Origin of the sequence: Occallatibacter riparius (assembly GCF_025264625.1) — a bacterium.
Taxonomy (GTDB): domain Bacteria; phylum Acidobacteriota; class Terriglobia; order Terriglobales; family Acidobacteriaceae; genus Telmatobacter; species Telmatobacter riparius.
Window position 1 is genome coordinate 5,359,149 of record NZ_CP093313.1, and the last position, 19,140, is coordinate 5,378,288.

Sequence of the window (19,140 nt, forward strand, 5' to 3'; positions counted from 1 at the left end):
GGTTTTGCCTGTTTAGGAGACGGTTCCGGCCGGGGTGGTTTCGGCGGCCTGCGACGCGGCTCCGGATACTGTGTCGGTGGACTTGGCGTTCGGGGAGAGATCGACCTTGCCGCGGACGCCGGCGTTGTCTTCGACCATGAGGCGGTTGGCGCGAATGTCGCCGACGAGCTGGCAGCCGGCGCGGAGCTCGACGCGGCCGGAGGCGTTGATGTTGCCCTGGACCTTGCCGAGGACGAGCACGTCGCGCGCGGAGAGATCGGCGGCCACGTCGGCATTGGGGCCCACGGTGAGGCGGTTTTCGGCGAGCTGGACGGTTCCTTCGACGCGTCCATCGATGATGAGGTCTTCGCCACCTTTTACTTCACCGCGGATAACGATCGATTTGCCGATCCGGGCAGCACCATTGTCAACGGCCATGTTTCGGTTCCTTCCGGGCGGTGGAATTGGAATCTTAAGTCCAGTGTAGTCCTGTTGCTTGTTGAGGAGCTGACGTGTGGCGCGGTTGCAGGGAAATTCCGTTTCCGGACAGCGAAGGCCACGTCGTTGGGGCTCTGCCCGAACTATACTCAAGACAGCCATTCAACTACAAACTTCGCATCGGAATGCGCGACAGAGACGTCTAATTCAGAGCGTATTGTGACTAGCTGGCTGAATTTTCAGGCTCCTCTTTTGGGGCCTGAGCGGTGACATTACGGCGGGCCAGATCTCACTTTGTTGAGCGCGTTTGCGACGGACTGATGTACGTGGACGCGAAAACACCGGCAGATGCCAGGAGCCGGTTTGGAGGTCCACAGGTCTCAGGGTTGCGCACAGGTCTGAAGCTGATTCCGTTGTGGGTGGCTGTCTCGGTGGCCGCGTTGGGCCAGAGCGTACCTGTGTCTCCGCTGCAGGGGACGGAGCTGGTGCGGCGGGCGCTGGCGGCGGAGTTGAACGCGGCGCAGGACAGGTCGCACCCGATGCGGTTTGAGCTGCGCAAGACGAGTCCGCGGCTGACGACGACCAAGGAAATTCTGGAGACTCGGGATGGTTCCGTGGCGATGCTGCGGAAGGTGAATGATCTGCCGCCGAGCGACTCGGATGCGAAGAAGGAGCAGCAGAGGCTGGATGGATTGCTGGCTGATCCTGGGAAGCAGAGGCACCGGAAACAGAGCCAGGAAGAAGACACCGAGAGAGCCCTCAAGGTGCTGCGTGCGCTGCCGGATGCGTTCATCTATCAATATGCGGGCACGGTGACGGCAGGCCCGGGGGGCGCCGCGAAGTTTACGTTTACGCCGAATCCGAGCTTTGAGCCGCCGGACCTGGAGACCGAGGTGCTGACGGCGTTGACTGGGGAGATCTGGATCGATCCGGTGCAGGTGAGGGTGATGCACCTGCATGCGACGCTTGAGAAGGACGTGGAGTTTGGCTGGGGCGTGCTGGGGCGGCTCTACAAGGGTGGCTGGATCAATATGGATAGTGCCGACGTGGGCGAAGGTGTGTGGCGCGTGGTGCGGTTCCAGATGAACATGTCGGCGCGGGTGCTGATACGGACGAAACAGTTTGAGACGACGGAAGAGGAGTCGCATTTTTCGCCGGTACCGGCAGGGCTGGATTATCGCGGGGGGATTGCGCTGCTGCGGGCGGGGGCCGCGGGTCAGGTTGCGCCGGCGGGGCGGTGAGGTTAGGGCTTGGGTGGTTGCGGGCGCATGCGGCTGATGGTGTTGGTGCGAAGATCGTAACGCCAGTCGCTCTCGGGGAAGCAGGCGGGGGTGCCCTCCTCGCGGTCGTCGTCGGTCGACATGGCGTGGATCACCAGATTCCCGGAGTCGTCGAACCGAAATGGATAGAACACGATGTAGCAGTTGGCCGGGGTCATCTGATCGAAGACCGGCCGGAGGTCTATTCTGCGATTGCTGTTGGAGATGAAGTCGTAGATGATGGGCGTGGTTTCGCTCGCGTCGCCTTCCGCCTCGATCTGCGCTGCAAGGATCTGGTTGCCATCTGTTGACCAAGCTTCGATCTCGAAGGAGTTCTCCTGAAACCATTCACCGGCTTCTGGAGAGGCGTCGTTTTCCGCGACTTCGATGGCGTGCGATTTCTCACCTTCCTTGCGGACGTGCAGGACCCACGTGGCCCGGCAATTGCGCTTCGGCCCGGTTCCGGTGATGCGCTGGCGGAGTTCGACAGCAGCGGAGAAGCCGCTGCTGGAAGTGATCCACGAGCTCATTTGGCCTTTGGGAACCGGACTGTCGCAAGTGACGGTGCCAGCGTCGGCGAGGGGCTTCTGTTCCTGCGCCTGCAAGGGGGCGAGGGTAGATGCCACGGCGAGTAAAGCCAGCCAGTTTCGCATGGGGCGATTGTATGACGGCGAGGCTCGCAGCATCGTCCCTACGGGACTTAGATCGTGCTGAATACCGCCTACCCCACGCTGAAGCGCGGGGCTAACAAACCCTGCGCCTACAGCGCGTTGCGACTGTGCCCTTCAAACGAAACAACCCCGCCAGAGAGGCGAGGCTGTTTTGATGTGGAGTGAGGCGGGTTTGCTTACTTGACCTTGGCGAAGACGATGACCAGAGTGAAGAGGGTCAGCGACTCCATGAAGGCGAGGCCGAGGACGAGCAGGAGCTGAATGCCTGCGCGCGCTCCGGGGTTGCGGGCAAGGGCTTCGCAGGCGGAGCCGGTGGCGCGGCCCTGGCCGAGTCCGCAGAGGCCGGCCGCGATGGCCATGCCGATGCCGGCGCCGATCGGCACCAGATTGACGGGGGCAGTGGCGCCGCCCGCCTGAGCGAAGACAGGGACGGCGAAGCAGAGCACCGCCAGCGTCATGAACAGATACTGAAGCTTCTTCATTGGTTCTCCAGCTTCCCTATGAATTGGCCGCCAGTGGGTGGTTGAGGTTCACCGTGCTGACCCCCTCACGCTTGCGGCCGATCTGTGTATCCGGAGCGGAAGCGCTCTCCGGCAGAAACCTTGAGCCGGGAGCCCGCAGCCAACAGCCTGGAGCTAAAGGCTGTGAACTACAGGCTGACGGCCGGACTTTAGTGCTCGTGCGCTACAGCTTCGCTAAGATAGATCATTGAGAGCAGCATGAACACGTAGGCCTGGATGAGCGAGACGAAGGCGTGCAGGCCGAGGAACACCGCCGGAATGGCTACCGGCACGAGCGAGAAGAACACGAGCGTGACCAGATCGCTGGCGAACATGTTCGCGTAAAGACGGATGGTGAGCGACATCACGCGCGCGCAGTGCGAAATGATCTCAATCGGGAACAAGAGCCAGGAGATCCACCAGATGGGGCCGGCAAAGTGCTTCATGTAGCCGAGGAAGCCCTGCTCCTTGAACCCGTAGAAGTGGTAGTAGATGAAGGTGCAGATGGCGATTCCCAGCGGCACGACCGGCGCGCTGGTGGGCGTGACGATGCCCGGAATCAGGCCCGTCAGGTTCATGATGATGATGAACACGAAGACGCAGGTGGTGAAGGCCTGGAAACGCTGGTAGCCGTGGCCGATGATCTGCTCGGCCGACTCGCCGGTGAACTCGTGGACCATTTCGGCAACCTGCTGCATGGCGCCGGGGTTTTCGACCGACAGCCTCATGCGCACGATCGCGAACAAGACGATGAGAGCGAAGGCAATCAAGAATTCGAGGGCGAAGGTGTCGTTGATGGGATGAGCCGGGTCGGCGACATGGACGCCGACGAGGTTCAACAGGGCATCTACGGGGCCCGCAAAGAGAGCATTCAGCAGATTTGTAATCCAGTACGATTCGTGCATCGGACTTCCTAAATTGTGTGCAGCCGCTGAGATTGAGTTCTTCTAGTCACGAAGAAGCCGGAGGGCTTCCCATCCCATGGCAAACAGGGCCAGGGCGAGGCCGCAGAGCAGCGAAATTGCCGACCCACGGAGACATTTCAGGCTACCATAAATAACCGCCGCAAAGATCACAATGCGCAGAAGAAACAGGGATGTAACCAGGACTGCGCCGCGGGGTGTCTGCTGCTTGTCGAGCTTGGCGTTGAAGAGCTTGATGAGGCGCTGCCACTCGAGGATGCTGAAGGCGGAAATGACAGCTCCGACGGCCAGCATTCCAGCGTCGCGCCAACTGGAAGCGATCCAGAGGATAATGGCTGCGATGAGCCCCAGGATCAGGGTCATGCGGAAGGCCCGCTTGAGCATGGTTTCGAGCGCGGCATCGGTGAGGCCCGCGATGGGGTGGGTCTGTTCTGTCATCTAACTACTGCTACTTCCCTTTCCGTTCTTATCGCCCGTTCCGGTGGTCATCACGAGGCGGATGACGTAGACCAGGCCGGAGATTCCGCCGAAGACGATGCCGGCGATGCCGATCCAGGACTGCCCTAGCTTCTTGTCGAGCCAGGCGCCGATGAGCCATCCGATGAACGCCGCCGAGGGCAGGAGGATGGCGATCTGCATGAGGCGCTCGGCCTGGACAAGGGTGGCAAGACCGCCGGAGTCACGCTTCGGCTTGCGGTCGTCCGGGATGGGATTGTTGTAGGGCATCCTTCGTGGTTATACACGGGCACCTGCGGTGCGGCCAACTGGGGCTTCGCCGCGCTGAGGTCCTACCTCGGTCCCCAAAGGCGAGGGACCTGGGGTACCCGGCGCGCCGAGGTTTGGGCTCTTCCCCCCTGCGACAAAAAACAAATACGTCGCATGGATGGGGTGCACCGCCGCGAATCACTCGATCTCGAAGACGGCATACACGAGGCAGTGGAACGTCACCTGACGCGAATTAACTGCCAGCGGCTGGCTGCCCGGGGCGGAATTCAGAGCCATAACCACGGGGCCGGACAGGGCGCCGATGCTGTCCATCGCCGACCCGGACCCCTGATTTTCGGTGACGCTGACAATCCGACCCAGGCGAACGCCCGACATCTGCGCAATGCGCTCAGCGGTGGCGTGCGCGTCCCCTTCAGCCCTAGCCGCGGCCTCAGCCTGGAGAGATTCAGGGTGCTCGACTATCCACTCGATCCAGCCGCTCTCGTTGGCGCCCGCATTGATAGCGGTGTTCAAGACGTTGGCGGCGTCATCGGGCTTCACGCGTACGGTCCAATTCTGAAGGGCCGTGAACTCGTGCTGGACGCGCTCAGGGCTGTTAATCGGGTACTGCTGAGTTTCGTATTGCTGGGTATGCTGGAGGACCTGGCTGGTGCTTTCGATGGCGTTCTTCTTCACGCCGGACGCAATCAGAGCCTGCATGATCGCATTGGAGGTTGCGGTCGCGGTGGAGTATGCCGCTTTGGCATCGGGTCCATACAGCTTGTAACCCACGCGGACGATGGCCAAGTCAGCATCGGCCGTTACGGAAGCGGAGCCATTGACCGAAACGGTGCGCCGTTCCGGGCAGTTCTGGTTGCACTGAGCAATGAGCGATGACGCGGCTGAAACTGATACCGCGACTGCCAGGAAAGATGGGATTGCGCAACGCATCGATTCCCCCTGCGGATGGATTTTTGCGGAAACGTAGCGAGACTACAAAGCCGGTATGCTGACCGTTAGAAGCAAGCCGGCGAATATGCGCTCTTGGGCTAGATGGTAGTCCAGACTGTATACACTTAAGCCGATATACTGGGCGTTGGACCTCAGAAAAGAAGAAGGATTTCCCGTGTTCGAATCGGAATTTGAGCGCAATCTTTTTGAGCTGCGCAGGCAGAAGCTCCAGGACATTGAAAAGCTAGGCCAGACGGCATATCCCAACCAGTTCCCTTTCTCGCATACCGTTCCTGCGATCCGGGAGAAGTGGGGCGAGGCGACGGCGGAGGAGTTGGAGTCGCGGCGCACGACGGTTGCGATTGCCGGGCGCATCATGGCGATTCGCGCGCAGGGCAAGGCGGGATTTGCCACGCTGCAGCAGGAGGGCCAGCGACTGCAGATTTATGTTCGTCTCGACGCGGTGGGTGAGGACGGATTCGCGCTGTATAAGCTGCTGGATCTGGGCGATCATATCGGCGTGTCGGGGTATCTGTTCCGGACGCGCACGGGCGAGTTGACGATTCATGTGGAGCGCCTGACATTTCTGGCGAAGGCGATGCTGAGCTTGCCGGAGAAGTTCCACGGGTTGACGGATGTGGAGATCCGGTACCGGCAGCGGTATGTGGATCTGTTCACGAATGTCGAGAGCCGTGACGTGTTTGTGAAGCGAGCCAAAGTGCTGCGGTCGATTCGCAAGTTTTTCGATGAGCGCGGGTATCTGGAAGTCGAGACGCCGATGATGCAGCCGATTGCCGGCGGCGCGGCGGCACGGCCCTTCAAGACGCATCACAACACACTGGATATGGATCTGTTTCTGCGGATCGCGCCGGAGCTTTATCTGAAGCGGCTGACCGTAGGCGGGCTGGACCGCGTGTACGAGATCAATCGCAACTTCAGAAATGAGGGCATCAGCACGCAGCACAATCCCGAGTTCACAATGCTGGAGTTCTACCAGGCGTACGCGAACTATCACGACCTGATGCAGTTGACGGAAGAACTTATCACGTACGTGGCGCAGGAAGTGAACGGGACGACGATCACGGAGTTCAACGGGAACACGATCGACCTGGCGAAGTGGCAACGCTTCAATATGCGCGAGGCGATTGTGCACTTCTGGCCGAGCGAGGCAGGCGCCAAGCCGGCGATGAGCGCGTTCGAGTCGCCGGAGGTGTTGCAGGCGCGGATTTATGCGGCGCTGAATTCGCTGGAAGAATCGCGCCACGATGAGGGCGCGACTGAGGAACGCCGCGCGATTTTGAAGACGATTCGCGAAGCGCTGGGGCATGTGTATTTCGAGTCGACGACGAAGGCCGCGCCGCTGGGCAAGACCATCTACAACGTATTTGAGGCGGTTGTAGAGCCGTTCCTGGTGCAGCCGACGATCATCTACGACTTCCCCACTGTGGTGTCGCCGCTGTCGAAGCAGAAGCCCGAGGATCCGGAATGGGTGGAGCGGTTCGAGTTCTTCATTGGCGGGTTCGAAGTGGGCAATGCCTTCAGCGAGCTGAACGATCCGGTGGAGCAGCACAAGCGGTTTGAGCAGCAGTTGGAAGAGCGTGGCCGTGGCGATGATGAGGCGCACCAGATGGACGAGGATTATGTGCGGGCGCTGGCGTATGGGCTGCCGCCGACGGGTGGCGAAGGGATCGGGATCGATCGGCTGACGATGCTGCTGACGGGATCGAGGTCGATTCGGGATGTGATCCTGTTTCCGCTCATGAGAAAGACGGGGACAGAGGGACAAAGGGACAAAGGCACAGAGGAAGAAGGCCACGATGGTTCTGTGCCTTCCCAGGTGCAACCTTGAGCTTTGTTTGTCCTGCATGTGGATATCCGGATCTGGAAGAAGAGCCTTGGAGTCCGCAAGGGCTAAGTTCTCTCGAGATCTGTCCATCATGCAAGATCCAGTTTGGGTACGATGACGCAGCCGGCGGAGACGTTGAAGCGCGTGAGGAGATATATCGTGGACTGGCGTGAAAAATCGGCTGGAAAGGGAGCCTAAAAACAACTGCAGGTCCCTCGGTCCGCTGAAGAAGGCGCGCGGACTCTCGGGATGACACCGCGAAGAATGCCAGGAGCGAGGAGCCGTTTTTTGAACATACTTTTTGTTGGCGATATTTTCGGGAGCGCGGGGCGACGAATTGTCTCGGAGCACCTGGGACACGTGCGCGAAAACTACGGCGTTGATTTGACGATCATCAATGCGGAGAATGCCGCGGGCGGGTTCGGCGTGACGCCGGGCATCGCCGAAGATATGTTCGAGCTAGGCGCGGATGTGCTGACGACGGGCAATCACGTCTGGGACAAGAAGGAACTGATCGAGTATTTGAACTCGGTTCCGGCCGACAGTCAGGAGAATCCGCGGAGGGTGTTGCGGCCGGTGAACTACTATCCCGGGGTGCCCGGGCATGGCGTGTTCGCGGGTGTGACTGCCGGTGGGGTCCCTTACGCGGTTGTGAACCTGATGGGCAAGGTGTTCATGGGGGGAACGGAGGATCCGTTTCGCGCGATCGACAAGGTGCTGGAGGGTGTGTCGGCCAAGGTGATCGTGATCGACTTTCACGCGGAGGCTACCAGCGAGAAGGTCGCAATGGGCTGGCATCTGGACGGGCGGGTGACGGCGGTTCTGGGCACGCACACGCATATTCCGACGGCGGATGAGCGGATTCTGCACAAGGGCACGGCTTACCAGACGGATGTGGGGATGAGCGGGCCGTACGACAGCGTGATCGGGGTTGAGACGGACATGGTGCTGCACCGGTTTCGGACGGGGATGCCGGGGAAGTTCGAGGCGGCGAAGGGAAATCCGAAGATGTGCGCGGCGCTGATTGAGTGCGATGAGAGAACCGGGCGCGCGAGCTCTATTCGGCGCATCATGCTGGGGGAATGATAAAGACAGTGAACAGGCACCAGGGATCAGGGAACAGATAAAACTGAGGCACAGGAAAAGGGCAGCCCGTTAGGGGCTGCCCTTAGTTTTTTCCCAGGTAGTTGAATCTGGCGGCTGGTGGCCGCCAGACTGAATTGCGTTTAGTGGCGGGGGCGGCGTGCCGCGGGAGCATGGTGAGCCGGCGTAGCCTTCTTCTTCTCCGCGGGAACGAACTCGCCGTCCTTCAGCACGACCTGCGCCGAGGCAGAGGTGGTGTCAGTGGCGGGGAGTTGCTTGTAGGTGTCGTAGGTGCCCACCAGCATCGCATCCGGAGCTGACTTGAACTCGAAACCAGGCTGAACGATCTTCTGTTCGGCTTCGGTCAGGGGCTTCTTCAGGTTGACGATGAAGTCGGCCTGCTTGGAAGCCTTGGCGTCTTCCGTGACAGCGACCTGAACCTGGTCGGCGGTTGCGGAGATCACGATGCCGGGAACCTGGGTCTGCTTGCCCTGGAGGACTGCCCACATCTTGTCGGCGTCTTCCTTGGAGCCCACGCCGAGGATGGTTTCCTTATCGGAGAGAGCGAGGGTGTCGAGGTTCGGAGTGGAGGCGATCAGATCGTGGATCTGCTCCTGCGGGCTCTTGGCCGGAGGCGGATTGTAGTCCGCGGTCGGGAATACGGAGGTCGCAGCCTTAGCCTTGATCTCATCGAGGCCGTCGAGGCCACCGTGGTACTTCTTGTAGTAATACTCGAGCTTGGGCTCGATCTGCGCCTTGTACTGTGCCGGGGCGAGGGCCCAGACGCGCGCGAAGAACCAGATGGCTTGCTTCAGGTCCTGCGAGGAGCCGGGCTGGGCATAGGCCTGGGCGAGCAACAGGGTGTCATTGAGGCCGGTGGACTTTGCTTCGTCCTCGGAATAGGACTTCAACTCGGTGGTGTACTCCTGCTGGGCAGCCTTGGAGTCCTTCTTGACGGTGTCGTCGAGAGCGATTGCCGAGTGGAAGATGGGGAACGCGGCGTGGGTCAGCTTGTCCCATTCTGGCTGCGCCATCGCGGCGGGCTTCTGGAGGGCGAGCCCCTTCTGCGCCATGGCAGCCGCATCATCGCATGTGGCCTGGTCAGAGCCGTTGGCCGCGCTGCACTGCTGCTTCTTGATCACGACCGAGTAGAGGATAGCCTTCAGGTTATTGGGATCAACCTGAAGCAGCTCTCCTGCATACTTGACCACGGAGGCCTGATCCTGGGCCGCCTGGCTGGCGTCGATCATCTGGTCGAGCACCAGGTTTTTGACTTGGCTCTGCGGATACTGTTTCAGAAAGCTCTCACCCGCAGCGACTTTCTGTTTGGGATCGTTTTGCGAGCTGAACATCTGGAAAGCGTTGTATTCAGCTGGATCCTTGATGGAAATGTCCTGGGCATAAACCTTGGGCGCCGGTGCGAGGCTGAGGCTCGCAAGCGCCATCACCGACGCAATGACTAACTTCTTCATTTAGTGCTCCTGGGAAAATTCAAGATGGAAATCGGTCTTCAAGCACTCGCCTGCTGACAAGCAACCGTTCAGAGTATTGCGGTTGTCTGCCCGCGATTGTGAGGAAAGCGTTACCACGGCTCCCGATGCGTTGTTGGAAGGATTATAGAAAGGCCTGCCGGGTCTGACAAGGGAACGTGAAGGATAAGAGAGATTTGGCCGCAGTCCGGCTCCGCCGATGGCAGCGCCGCCGGTCCCGTGCGACGGTGCCGGGGAGGGCTCGCCGCTAACCACAATGGTCCGGAACCACTCGTTCGTTCCAGAGTTCTTCATACCGAATCGTTCGCAGAACACAGGCCAATCATTTCGCAGAGGTCCTGGCTGGCTGACATGTTTTGCGAACTGTACCCCCGACTGCCCCCTTGGCTTTGCATCACCAGGCCAATCTTCGCCGAGCATACTGGCTTAGACACCAAGGGAGCAACAACAGTTCCCATCCGTTTGGATGAGTCGCACAGCGAATTGTTTGTGTGGCTTTCTATTGGAGCAGCCGAAGTAGTTCCGTCTGTTCGGCTAGAAAGGCGTCGTGGCCGTGGTCGCTGACCATTTCGCGGTACTCGGCGTGGACGCCGGCGGCGCGGATGGTTTCGGCGAATTCCCTGACCGAATCGGGCGGAAAGAGCGTGTCAGAACTGATGCCGATGAAGGTGAGGCGGGCTTTGATCTGGCCGAAGATCTCATGGGCAGACCGGCCGCCGCGCAGCGGGTCCCAGGTGTCCATGGTGCGGAGGATGGCGAGATAGGAGTTGGCGTCGAAGCGATCGACGAAGCGGCGTCCCTGCTCGTCGAGATAGCCCGCGATGTCAAAGCGTCCGCCGATGAGACCGCCGCCGCAGTCGTCGAGGCCCCAGGGGTCTTCGCCGTTGCGGTTGGGGTTGCGGGCGAAACGCTCGTTGAACAGCGGCGCGGACTTGTAACTGAGCATGGCGATCTGGCGGGCCAGCGAGAGTCCGCGGGTGGGTGGCTTCTGGGGAAGGTAGTTCCCTTCCACCCACTCGGGGTCGCGCAGGATGGCCTGCCGCTGAAGGTGATTCAGCGCAATTCCCATGGCTCCGAGCGGCGCCACGCCGATGACGACGGCGCGCTCTACGCGGTCGGGAAAGAGAGCGGTCCACTCGAGAGCCTGCATTCCACCCATGGAACCGCCCATAACCAGGCGTAGACGGCGGACACCTAAGGAATCGAGGAGGCGGGATTGGGCGCGGACGTTGTCGGCGATGGAGATGAGGGGAAATTCGGGGCCGTAGAGGGAGCCGGTTTCAGGATTGACGGAGAGAGGACCTGTCGAGCCATAACACGACCCGAGCAGGTTGATACATATAACGAAGTCGTGATCGAGGGACAACACTGCGCCGGGCGCGAAGACCTCAGGCCACCACTGGTGCACCAGCGCCGACCCCGAGAGCGCATGGCAGACCAGAACCGCATTGTCGCGCGCGGCGTTCAGTCGGCCGTACACCGCGTAGTGCAGCGTAAGGCCAGAGAGCGTGCGTCCGCACTCGAGCATGAAGTGCTCGTCGATCACGAAGTCGCCTTCGTAGGTCGGAGTGGGAGGGGCGGGGCGCGATGGTTTCGGCTCGGCTGGTGTGTCGGCCGCGGCCTGCGCGCTGCCCGCCTCTTCGGCGGTTTTCTGGCCCTGGGACATTACTGTCATTGTGCCTTATGACCCGCCGCCGCTGTCTCACCTTCGAAGGCGGTTCCGTTGGCAGCTTCAATGGCCTGATCGATATCGCCGAGGATGTCGCGGATATCTTCAATGCCGATGGAAAGCCGCACCAGTTCTGGGGTTACTCCGGCAGCGCGCTGTTCTTCGTCGGATAGCTGCTGGTGGGTGGTGGATGCCGGGTGGATGACGAGAGACTTGGCGTCGCCGATGTTGGCCACCAGGGAGAAGAGCTCGAGTGAGTTGATGAACTTCTTCCCTGCTTCGTAGCCGCCCTTGATGCCGAAGGTAAGCAGCGCTCCCTGGCCATTGGGCAGATAGGTCTTCGCACGCTGGTGCCACTTGCTCGACTCGAGACCGGGATAGCGTACCCACTCCACGCCCGGATGCGCTTCAAGATGGCGCGCAACCGCGAGTGCGTTCTGCGAGTGCCGTTCCATGCGCAGGTGCAGGGTCTCGATGCCTTGAAGGATGAGGAAGGCATTGAACGGCGAGAGTGCCGCACCGGTGTCACGCAGGCCCTGGATGCGGGCCTTGAGGATGAACGAGAGGGGGCCGAAGGTGTCCCAGTAGGAAAGACCGTGATACGACGGATCGGGCTCGACAAACTCCTTGAATCGGCCTGACGCCTTCCAGTCGAACTTGCCGGCATCGACGATGACGCCGCCAATGCTGTTGCCGTGGCCGCCCAGGAACTTTGTCGCCGAGTTGATCACGATGTCCGCGCCATGCTCGATGGGGCGCAGAAGTGCCGCGGAAGTGGCGGTGTTGTCGATGATCAGGGGCAGACCGTTCTCGTGGGCGATCTCAGCCAGCTTCGCGATGTCGGTCACGTCGAGTTTGGGGTTGCCGAGGGTTTCGGCATAGACCGCGCGCGTTTTGTCGCTGATGGCGGCGCGCAGGCCGTCGAAGTCATCGGAGTCGACGAACTTGACGTTGATTCCGAGGCGCGGCAGCGTGTAGTGGAAGAGGTTGTAGGTGCCGCCGTAGAGCGAGGTGGTGGAGATGATTTCGTCGCCACCTGCGGCGAGCGTTGTGATGGTGAGCGTCTCGGCCGCCTGCCCCGACGCAACCGCAAGCCCAGCCGCGCCGCCTTCGAGGGCGGCCACGCGCTTCTCGAACACATCGGTGGTGGGGTTCATGATGCGGGTGTAGATGTTGCCGAATTCCTGAAGGGCGAAGAGGCGGCCGGCGTGATCGGCATCCTGGAACAGGTAGGACGTGGTCTGATAGATGGGCACCGCGCGGGACCCGGTGGCAGGATCGGGGGTTTGTCCGGCATGCACGGCAAGGGTGGCAAGCTGTTGCTTTTTTTCCTCAGGCATTCTTCTCGCTCCTTCAATCAGTGGTTGGGCGTGGGTTCATAGGGGGAAGCCACGGCGCCGGATCTCGGTATGGGTGCTCGCGTTGGGGATTTGGGCGCAAACAACTCGGCCCGAATCCTATCGGACCCGGGCCGCTTGCTCAAGATCGTCTGCGTTACCGCATTCGGGTCTCAGCCGCACGGACGGGTCCGCCGCTCATGCACATACACATGGCCATGGCCATGGCCTCCCGCGCGTGATTGCTGTTGGTTCGCATCGCCTTTGAGTATCAGGGTGCGCCTGTCAGCGTGTCAAATGGGCAGTTGCTTCACTCCCCGGTCCCCAAAGGCGAGGGACCGGGGGCACCCAGGGGAAAAGCGGGTTCTTCGCCTTCGGCTCAGATTGACAAATTTGTGGGGCGGGAACAGCAGATTCCCTTCGGGAATGACAGCAAGAAAAGCAAAGGCAAAAGCAGCTGTGACAGCAGAGCGGGTGCGCGAAATTCACTGCTTCGTTTGCACTTCAATAGGTCGTATTCCGATTGGTCCGAGTAGTATGGTTTCCGTTCCAAGACCAGTGGAGGATTGAATGCTGTCTCGCCGTAGTCTTCTCACCAATTCTGCCCTTGCCGCTGCCGCCGGGGCGCTGCCTCGCGCGGGCCATGCCCTTGCCGACTATCCCGCAGCCGCGCCGGCCACCGGCGACCGGGTTGTAGCAAATGCCGATTACGCCGTTGTTGAAACCGCATCGGGCAAGGTACGCGGCTCCTCACGCAACGGCATCTTCACGTTCAAAGGAATTCCGTATGCGGCGACGACGGCTGGCGCTGCGCGGTTTATGCCGCCGCAGAAGCCGAAGCCCTGGACGGCAGTGCGCAGTTCCCTCACCTATGGGCAGGTGTGCCCGCAGCCCGCACGCACAGGCTGGGCGAATGACGAGGAAGCATGGCTGTTCAATTGGGATGACGGCCAGCCGGGCGAGGACTGCCTGCGCGTGAACGTGTGGTCACCGGGGCTGGACCACCGCAAGCGGCCAGTGATGGTGTGGCTGCACGGCGGCGGATACACCGCGGGATCGGGACAGGAGCTGCCTTCGTACGACGGCGAGAACCTGAGCCGCCGCGGGGACGTGGTGGTGGTCAGCATCAATCATCGGCTGAACGTGTTCGGCTATCTGAATCTGACGGAGTACGGATCGCAGTACGCCGACTCCGCGAATGTGGGGATGCTGGACATTGTCGCCGCGCTGGAGTGGGTTCGCGACAACATCGGGAACTTCGGCGGCGATCCCGGGACCGTGTTGATTTTCGGGCAGTCGGGTGGGGGTGGCAAGGTCTCGACTTTGATGGCGATGCCTGCGGCGAAGGGGCTGTTTCATCGCGCGATTGTGGAGAGCGGATCAACACTTCGCGTGGGGAACGAAGAGGTTTCGCGCGCTACTGCTGCCGCGCTGCTGAAGGAGCTGAACCTGGATAAGGGTTCCGTGGAGAAGCTGCACGAGATTCCTATTGCGGATCTGGAAGCTGCGGCGGTGAAGGTTACGAGGGCGCCGCGGTTGACGGGGGTGGTCAATTTTCGCAGCATGTCAGAGCGGCCGGGTTGGTATCCGGTGATGGACGGGCGCGTTGTTGCACAGCATCCGTTTGATCCGCAGGCATCGCCACTGTCAGCGTCCGTACCGCTGCTAGCGGGAAGCACGCTGAATGAGTTCACCAACGCGATCGGCCGGCCTGAAGCGTTCGAGATGACGAAGGAGGAGTTGGAGAAGCGCGCTGCCGATGCGTACAAGGAGCGCGGCGGGCAGGTGATCGCGTCGTATAAGCAGCTCTATCCGAATGCGAATCCGTTCCAGTTGTGGAGCGTGATTGCGACGTCGGGCGTAAGGCGCAATGTGGTGGAGCAGTGCAAGCAAAAGGCCGCGCAGAAAGCCGCTCCTGCTTACTGCTACCAGTTTGCGTGGCAGACTCCGGTGCTGAACGGGCGGCCCATGGCGTTCCACTGCTCGGAGATTGCATTTGTGTTCAACAACACGACGCGGTGCGATCGCATGACGGGCGACGGCGAGGCGGCGCGCGCGCTGGCGGAAAAGATGAGCGACGCGTGGATTGCTTTCGCGCGCACGGGCGATCCGAATGTGAAGGGCCTGCCAAAGTGGAAGCCCTTCAGCGAGGCCGATCGCACAACGATGATCTTCAACGACAAGTGCGAGGCCAAGGACAACCTTGATACCGAGCAACTGAAGCTGACTGAGCCTAAGAGCTGACGAATGCTTCTGCGATAAAGCGAAGGCGGCGCCCGTGATGCGCGGTAGGTGCAGTACCGGTACAATTCTGGCAACATGCGCATCCGGCTTCTCCTTTGCTTTGTGGTTCTAGTTTTTGCCGCAGTTCACGCCTTTGCACTGGGCGCCGCCCCGGCGCGTGTGCTGAGCATCGAGGGGCTAGGCAAAGGAACCGCTCCGCTGGATGGCGCGTGGCAGTTCCACATTGGCGATGATCTGCAGTGGGCGCAACCCGGGATCGAAGATACGGCGGGACAGAACGGGTGGGAGACGATCCAGCCGGACCGGCCATGGGGTGCGCAGGGGCATTACGCGTATAGCGGATATGCGTGGTACCGGTTGCATCTGCATATTGTGCCGGCGGCAGGGTCTGAGCCGAGCTATCAACTCGTGCTGCCGTCTATCTCCGATGCCTGCGAGGTTTATTGGAACGGCAGACTGGCGGGACGATATGGACGCCTGCCCCCACATGCCTCGTGGCCGGCGCTGAACGCGCCGACGGTTTTCGATCTGCCCGATGTATCGGACGGAACGCTCGCCATAAGAGTTTGGAAGAGCCCGCTAGGCAGCAGTTCCGCCGGCGAGGTGGGAGGCCTGACCGAGACGCCGCTGATTGGGGAGCGGGAGTCGATTGCGGCGTGGATAGGTGCCTGGAACTATAACTTCCTGCGCAGCTCCATGTATAGCAATGCGCTGGATCTGCTCTATGTGTTGGTCGCGGTATCCGCGCTGGTGTTCTGGTTGCGAAGGCGGCAAGACCTGTTGCTGGTGTGGCTGTCGGTGTTCATGTTGTGCCCTGTCGTCTGGTCGTCGGTGTACCTGATGCGCCTGCCAGTTTCTGCGAATGTGACGCAATTTGCTGTGCAAGTGCTGTGGGAGTTGCGGAATGTTGCGCTCTGGTTCCTGCTGATCGATCTGCTGAACCTGCGAAGCCGGCCGCGGCTGGTGCGATGGGCGAAGATCCTGGCGGTTGTGGCTCTGATTACCGCTTTTCTGGATGGGTGCCTCAGCTTTGTTCCGCCGGGCTGGATCTCCGAACAGAGCGGCCAGTGGATTGATGCAGTCTTTACCCTGATCGTGGAGCCGTGCGATCTGTTTCTGCTGGTGCTGGCAGCGTTCGGTTTTCGGCAGAAGCTGGATTCGGCGCGGTGGATCGTGGCTGCGAGTGCATCGCTCTCGCAGCTGTTGGCCGTGGTCATGGCTACTGTGTCACAGGGACAGAGGTTTACACACTGGAAGCTTGGGCAGCGTCTCGCCGGACCGCTCTTTCACCTGGGCCCGGCGTACTTCTCCGCCCAAACCGTGTTGGATCTGCTGCTCTTCTTCTCGATTGTGTATGCGGTCTACCGATATGCGCGCGATCAGCAGATGCGCAAGGCAGTATTGGAGCAGGAGCTGGCCAGCGCGCGCGAACTGCAACAGGTGCTGATTCCGGAAAAGCCGCCGACGCTGCCGGGGTTCACCATGTCGGCGGCATACCACCCGGCACTTGAGGTTGGCGGCGACTTCTTCCAGGTGATTCCGCTGGAGGGGGCGGCTGCAGGTTCGACGCTGATTGTGCTGGGGGACGTGAGCGGCAAAGGACTGCGCGCGGCCATGGCTGTTTCGATGATTGTGGGCGCGGTGCGCACGCTGGCGGAAATATCCGCCAGTCCGGCAGAGATTCTTGCCGGATTGAGCCGGCGGCTCTACGGGCGGCTGCAGGGGGGATTCACGACCTGCCTGGCGCTGAGACTCGATGGCGATGGCCGATGCACGATTGCGAGCGCTGGCCATCCGTCGCCCTATATCAAGGGACAAGAGATTGATTTGCCTGGGGCGCTGCCGCTGGGAATCGATCCTTCGACGAGCTACGAGGAAGTGACGATCCGGCTCCATCCTGGCGATCGATGCAGCCTCTATACGGACGGTCTGCTCGAGGCGCGCTCGCCTTCGGGGGAAATCTTCAGCTTCGAACGGCTGAACGAGCTGTTCGCGTCCGATGCGGATGCGGTGAAGGCGTCAGAGGCCGCGGTGGCGTTCGGGCAGGAAGACGATATTACCGTGCTGACTCTGACGCGGTCAGCTAACTAAAGCTACTCGTCGGGCTTCCAGATGTAGGCGTCGCTCTGGCGCAGGCCGATGTGCGCGAGGACGCGATAGACGAACTGGCGCGCCATTTCGGTGGAATCGACTGGCTTGAAGTAGAACGCGGGGATCACGGGAAAGATGACTGCGCCAGCTTCGGCCGCAAGCGTCATGTTGCGCAGATGGATGCGGTTGAACGGCGTCTCGCGCACGCAGAGGATGAGCGGGCGGCGTTCTTTTAGGGTCACGTCGGCGGCGCGGGCGATGAGGGTGTCGGCCAGGCCGTTAGCGATGGAGGCGAGCGTGCCCATGGAGCAAGGCAGGATGATCATGCCGTCAGAGGGATGGCTGCCGCTGGCGATGGATGCGCCGATGTTGGCGTCGGCGTGCTGCGTGGTTTTGCGCGGGGCGGCGCCGAGGAGCTTCTCGAGGCACTGCGTGCGGCCACTCTCTCCCAGTTCCTCAGCAATGACACGAAGGGAGTTGTCGGTGGCGACGAAATGAACGCGGGTAACGCGGTCGTCAGCTTCGAGAGCGCGGAGCGCTTCGCGGGCGAAGATTGCGCCGGAGGCGCCGGTGATGGCTAAGGTGAGTTCCAAGCTTCTAGCTCCTAGCTCCAGGCTCTCAGCTCAATGAGCTGGGGCAGCGTCCTTCGTATAGGTCGTGAGAAACAAGCTTGTCCACTTGTCGCCGTTCTTCATCTCTACCTGGAAGGTTAGCTTGTCGGGGGTGGGGTTTTCATAGGTGGCGCGCAGAACTGGCCCGAGCGCGGAGGCGTCGCTCATCAGGACGAGTTTGTTGCCGGTCAGGTCGCCTGAGAATTGCGTGGGGTGGTAGGAGGTGTCGTTGAACCACCACGCGGTGTATTTGCCGGTCTGCTTGTCGTAGGAGATGAAGTGGCGTGTGTCGGTGGGCTTGCGGCCGGGCAGGGTTGTGGAGAGCATCTCGCATAAGTACTTGCCGGCGATGCCGAGTTCAATGCGGTCGGTGGCGTCGCCGACCGTGGCGGGGCCGCCGTCGGTGTTGAAGTTCTGCTTGCCGATCCAGTTGCCCTGCATGAAGGCGAGCTTGTTCAAGGCGTCTGCGGGTTGGATGGACGGCTGCTGTCCGAGAGCAGCCACACTGCAAATCGCGAATAAGACACCGGCCGTGAATCTCATGCACATCCTCTTTACTCAACAAACGTTATCAATCATGACTCACGGACCGAAAGCGGACATTCCTAATTTCGACGGTTTGACATCATGATGCCTTCCGAGATACCATCATGATGTGCGTACCACCCTCTCCATCGACGATGATATCGCAATGCTCCTGGAGCAGGAAGTTCGCCGCTCGGGTAAACCATTCAAAGTCGTGGTAAACAGGCTTCTCAGCCTTGGGCTCGCCCACGCACGGCAGCCAAAGACCGTGCGCGCCTTCAAGGTGAGGCCGCGCGCAATGGGCCTGGCCGCGGGACAGAGCTACGACAACGTCTCGGCTCTACTTGAGCAACTCGAAGGACCAGACCACAAGTGATCGTAGTCGACGCGAACTTGCTGCTTTACGCCTACGACAGTTCGTCCTCACACCACGCCAAAGCCCGGCGATGGATTGAAGAGGTTTTTTCCGGCACCGAGGCGATCGGCCTTCCCTGGCAAACCATCTCCGCCTTCGTTCGGATCCTGACCAATACTCGGCTGCCCGGCGAGCGATTTACGACTGAGGAGGCAGCAGCCATCGTCGATGATTGGGTTGGACTACCCGCGGTCCATCTGCTCGCTCCAATGGAACGCCACTGGGCCTTCTTCCGACGCATGCTAGTGGAGGGGAAAGCGACCGGCCCATTGGCGACAGATGCAGAACTGGCTGCGCTCACGGTGGAAAATGGCGGCACTCTCTACACGACAGATCGAGATTTTGCGCGGTTTCCAGGGCTGAAGTGGGTCAATCCGCTGGAAAGCTAAGGCTCGAGGCGTTC

Annotated in this window: 19 protein-coding genes; 7 read left to right on the forward strand and 12 right to left on the reverse strand. The window is 60.9% G+C overall.

Annotated elements, in window-relative coordinates:
- Window positions 1-12: 12 nt before the first annotated feature.
- Complete coding sequence (locus tag MOP44_RS21895) at window positions 13-417, reverse strand: bactofilin family protein (protein WP_260792533.1); 405 nt, start codon at window positions 415-417, stop codon at window positions 13-15.
- A 386-nt stretch (window positions 418-803) separates the two neighbouring features.
- Between MOP44_RS21895 and MOP44_RS21900 the strand changes: the two genes are divergently transcribed.
- Window positions 804-1,658, forward strand: coding sequence for a hypothetical protein (locus MOP44_RS21900; RefSeq protein WP_260792534.1), 855 nt, complete (start codon window positions 804-806; stop codon window positions 1,656-1,658).
- A gap of 2 nt (window positions 1,659-1,660) precedes the next feature.
- On the opposite strand, the gene MOP44_RS21905 is transcribed toward MOP44_RS21900, so the two are convergent.
- From MOP44_RS21905 to MOP44_RS21930, 6 genes are all read right to left on the reverse strand, one after another.
- The gene (locus MOP44_RS21905) at window positions 1,661-2,329 is read right to left on the reverse strand and encodes a hypothetical protein (RefSeq protein ID WP_260792535.1); all 669 of its coding nucleotides are present in this window, start codon (window positions 2,327-2,329) and stop codon (window positions 1,661-1,663) included.
- A gap of 194 nt (window positions 2,330-2,523) precedes the next feature.
- Window positions 2,524-2,829: an ATP synthase F0 subunit C gene (locus MOP44_RS21910; RefSeq protein ID WP_260792536.1), complete on the reverse strand. Its 306-nt coding sequence runs from the start codon at window positions 2,827-2,829 to the stop codon at window positions 2,524-2,526.
- A gap of 188 nt (window positions 2,830-3,017) precedes the next feature.
- Complete coding sequence (gene atpB, locus MOP44_RS21915; protein WP_260792537.1) at window positions 3,018-3,752, reverse strand: F0F1 ATP synthase subunit A; 735 nt, start codon at window positions 3,750-3,752, stop codon at window positions 3,018-3,020.
- A 42-nt stretch (window positions 3,753-3,794) separates the two neighbouring features.
- Entirely contained in the window at window positions 3,795-4,208 is a 414-nt protein-coding gene (locus MOP44_RS21920) for a hypothetical protein (RefSeq protein WP_260792538.1), read from the reverse strand.
- Entirely contained in the window at window positions 4,209-4,496 is a 288-nt protein-coding gene (locus MOP44_RS21925; protein ID WP_260792539.1) for an AtpZ/AtpI family protein, read from the reverse strand.
- 177 nt (window positions 4,497-4,673) lie between these two features.
- Window positions 4,674-5,426, reverse strand: a complete 753-nt coding sequence (locus MOP44_RS21930) for an SIMPL domain-containing protein (protein WP_260792540.1) — start codon at window positions 5,424-5,426, stop codon at window positions 4,674-4,676.
- Between the two features lie 175 nt (window positions 5,427-5,601).
- Here MOP44_RS21930 and MOP44_RS21935 point away from each other — a divergent pair, with 175 nt between their 5' ends.
- Complete coding sequence (locus MOP44_RS21935) at window positions 5,602-7,275, forward strand: lysine--tRNA ligase (protein ID WP_260792541.1); 1,674 nt, start codon at window positions 5,602-5,604, stop codon at window positions 7,273-7,275.
- A gap of 285 nt (window positions 7,276-7,560) precedes the next feature.
- A complete protein-coding gene (locus MOP44_RS21940) occupies window positions 7,561-8,358 on the forward strand; it encodes a TIGR00282 family metallophosphoesterase (RefSeq protein ID WP_260792542.1) in 798 nt (265 codons plus the stop codon).
- Between the two features lie 140 nt (window positions 8,359-8,498).
- On the opposite strand, the gene MOP44_RS21945 is transcribed toward MOP44_RS21940, so the two are convergent.
- The 3 genes from MOP44_RS21945 to MOP44_RS21955 form a co-directional block, all read right to left on the reverse strand.
- Window positions 8,499-9,827, reverse strand: coding sequence for a hypothetical protein (locus MOP44_RS21945; protein ID WP_260792543.1), 1,329 nt, complete (start codon window positions 9,825-9,827; stop codon window positions 8,499-8,501).
- Window positions 9,828-10,344: 517 nt separating this feature from the next.
- Window positions 10,345-11,511 (reverse strand): homoserine O-acetyltransferase MetX, encoded by a 1,167-nt coding sequence (gene metX / locus MOP44_RS21950; RefSeq protein WP_260792544.1) that lies wholly within the window; start codon window positions 11,509-11,511, stop codon window positions 10,345-10,347.
- Window positions 11,512-11,516: 5 nt separating this feature from the next.
- Window positions 11,517-12,854, reverse strand: coding sequence for a homocysteine synthase (locus tag MOP44_RS21955; RefSeq protein WP_260792545.1), 1,338 nt, complete (start codon window positions 12,852-12,854; stop codon window positions 11,517-11,519).
- Window positions 12,855-13,421: 567 nt separating this feature from the next.
- On the opposite strand from MOP44_RS21955, the gene MOP44_RS21960 reads away from it, so the two are divergent.
- Together MOP44_RS21960 and MOP44_RS21965 are read left to right on the forward strand one after the other, a co-directional pair.
- Window positions 13,422-15,095, forward strand: coding sequence for a carboxylesterase/lipase family protein (locus MOP44_RS21960; RefSeq protein ID WP_260792546.1), 1,674 nt, complete (start codon window positions 13,422-13,424; stop codon window positions 15,093-15,095).
- Between the two features lie 75 nt (window positions 15,096-15,170).
- Window positions 15,171-17,186 carry a PP2C family protein-serine/threonine phosphatase gene (locus tag MOP44_RS21965; protein WP_260792547.1) on the forward strand — a complete coding sequence of 672 codons (2,016 nt, stop codon included), beginning with the start codon at window positions 15,171-15,173 and terminating at the stop codon, window positions 17,184-17,186.
- Between the two features lie 2 nt (window positions 17,187-17,188).
- Here the strand turns inward: MOP44_RS21965 and MOP44_RS21970 are convergent, their stop codons facing one another.
- On the reverse strand, window positions 17,189-17,779 hold the full coding sequence (locus MOP44_RS21970; RefSeq protein ID WP_260792548.1) for a UbiX family flavin prenyltransferase: 591 nt from the start codon (window positions 17,777-17,779) through the stop codon (window positions 17,189-17,191).
- Between the two features lie 30 nt (window positions 17,780-17,809).
- Complete coding sequence (locus MOP44_RS21975) at window positions 17,810-18,340, reverse strand: DUF1579 family protein (RefSeq protein ID WP_260792549.1); 531 nt, start codon at window positions 18,338-18,340, stop codon at window positions 17,810-17,812.
- Window positions 18,341-18,452: 112 nt separating this feature from the next.
- Here MOP44_RS21975 and MOP44_RS21980 point away from each other — a divergent pair, with 112 nt between their 5' ends.
- Window positions 18,453-18,698, forward strand: a complete 246-nt coding sequence (locus tag MOP44_RS21980; RefSeq protein WP_260792550.1) for a hypothetical protein — start codon at window positions 18,453-18,455, stop codon at window positions 18,696-18,698.
- Complete coding sequence (locus MOP44_RS21985; protein ID WP_260792551.1) at window positions 18,695-19,126, forward strand: TA system VapC family ribonuclease toxin; 432 nt, start codon at window positions 18,695-18,697, stop codon at window positions 19,124-19,126. Before MOP44_RS21980 ends, MOP44_RS21985 begins: the two co-directional genes overlap by 4 nt.
- Window positions 19,127-19,140 lie beyond the last annotated feature (14 nt).

Coding starts and splice junctions, on each gene's coding strand:
- MOP44_RS21895 (WP_260792533.1), bottom strand. CDS start 417: ATGGCCGTTGACAATGGTGCTGCCCGGATCGGCAAATCGATCGTTATC.
- MOP44_RS21905 (WP_260792535.1), bottom strand. CDS start 2,329: ATGCGAAACTGGCTGGCTTTACTCGCCGTGGCATCTACCCTCGCCCCC.
- MOP44_RS21910 (WP_260792536.1), bottom strand. CDS start 2,829: ATGAAGAAGCTTCAGTATCTGTTCATGACGCTGGCGGTGCTCTGCTTC.
- atpB (WP_260792537.1), bottom strand. CDS start 3,752: ATGCACGAATCGTACTGGATTACAAATCTGCTGAATGCTCTCTTTGCG.
- MOP44_RS21920 (WP_260792538.1), bottom strand. CDS start 4,208: ATGACAGAACAGACCCACCCCATCGCGGGCCTCACCGATGCCGCGCTC.
- MOP44_RS21925 (WP_260792539.1), bottom strand. CDS start 4,496: ATGCCCTACAACAATCCCATCCCGGACGACCGCAAGCCGAAGCGTGAC.
- MOP44_RS21930 (WP_260792540.1), bottom strand. CDS start 5,426: ATGCGTTGCGCAATCCCATCTTTCCTGGCAGTCGCGGTATCAGTTTCA.
- MOP44_RS21945 (WP_260792543.1), bottom strand. CDS start 9,827: ATGAAGAAGTTAGTCATTGCGTCGGTGATGGCGCTTGCGAGCCTCAGC.
- metX (WP_260792544.1), bottom strand. CDS start 11,511: ATGTCCCAGGGCCAGAAAACCGCCGAAGAGGCGGGCAGCGCGCAGGCC.
- MOP44_RS21955 (WP_260792545.1), bottom strand. CDS start 12,854: ATGCCTGAGGAAAAAAAGCAACAGCTTGCCACCCTTGCCGTGCATGCC.
- MOP44_RS21960 (WP_260792546.1), top strand. CDS start 13,422: ATGCTGTCTCGCCGTAGTCTTCTCACCAATTCTGCCCTTGCCGCTGCC.
- MOP44_RS21965 (WP_260792547.1), top strand. CDS start 15,171: ATGCGCATCCGGCTTCTCCTTTGCTTTGTGGTTCTAGTTTTTGCCGCA.
- MOP44_RS21975 (WP_260792549.1), bottom strand. CDS start 18,340: ATGAGATTCACGGCCGGTGTCTTATTCGCGATTTGCAGTGTGGCTGCT.